Below are 1,058 nucleotides of genomic sequence, written 5' to 3' on the forward strand. Positions count from 1 at the left end.
CGTTGTGCACGTCCTTCAGAGGGTTCGAAATACCGCGGATGACCAGATAGGCGGCGACAATGGCGAAGAAGAACAGGACGATGCTGCCAGACAGCGCGGACAGAATCTTGTCGTTCACCTGAGCATCGAGATCGTCCATGTAGACGCCGGTGACGACCACGACCTTCCAGGGATCGAAGGCCAGCGCATAGGCCGTCTTGCGATAATCGCCAACGGGCTGGCCGGGTTTGGCTGTGGAATAATATTCGACGAGACCACCGCCCTGCTGCCCGACCTTGACCAGCTCTTCGCGATAGAGCTTGCCCTTGCTGTCCGGCTGCCCCTTGTTGGTCTGGCCGATTTTCGAGGCGTCATAGTGGAACATCATCTGGATGTCGTAGCTATAGCCGAAGAAATAACCATCGGGGTCGTATTTCATGGCGTTGAGCGTGGTGTAGGCCTGCTTCTGGGCGTCTTCCAGCTTCATTTCGCCTGAAGTCACCTTTGCCTGATAGAGCTTGAGAACGGAGACCGCGGACTGGACCTCCGAACGCAGCATGTCATAGCGTTCCTTGTAGATCGCATTGACCGAGGAGCGGACCTGGAGGGTAGTCGCGATCGCAAACGCTACCATCAGGCCGATGACCAGCAAGATAAGCTGCTTCGATATTTTCAAATTTTTCATAATGCCTCGCAACGGGAATGAGGGGCTGCATTCCGGTGCGGTTTTCTACCGCCTGTGCGAGCGCGCCAGATAAAGGCGACGCATCTACCGCTGCTAAAGGAACATGCTGCGACCGGTTAGCTACGATTGGCATTCATCCTATAATAAAGCTTTAATTTTATTAGATTTTGGACAAAATTTCCCTACAAATCTGGGGGGCGCCAAAAGCAAAACCGCCGGATCTTCATCCGGCGGCCGCTAATACTTTGGTGATGAAAAGGCCTGATGTCTCCGCCCCGTCTTTAAGCGGCGCGGCGACCCTGATGCATGGCCGGAGCGACACCGGCAGAGCTGATGCGGAAGCCTCTGATAAGGCCGAGCAGTTCATCGGTATCGGCAGCCAGCGTTTCGGCCG

Annotated in this window: 1 protein-coding gene; it reads right to left on the reverse strand. The window is 55.3% G+C overall.

All coding sequences use genetic code 11. The features are described from left to right. Positions 1 to 664 (reverse strand): cache domain-containing protein (locus PMI11_RS15665; protein WP_007818652.1); only part of this gene is annotated, 664 nt, incomplete at its 3' end. Between the last annotated feature and the right edge of the window lie 394 nt (positions 665 to 1,058).

The sequence above is a fragment of the Rhizobium sp. CF142 genome, assembly GCF_000281145.1.
GTDB lineage: Bacteria > Pseudomonadota > Alphaproteobacteria > Rhizobiales > Rhizobiaceae > Rhizobium.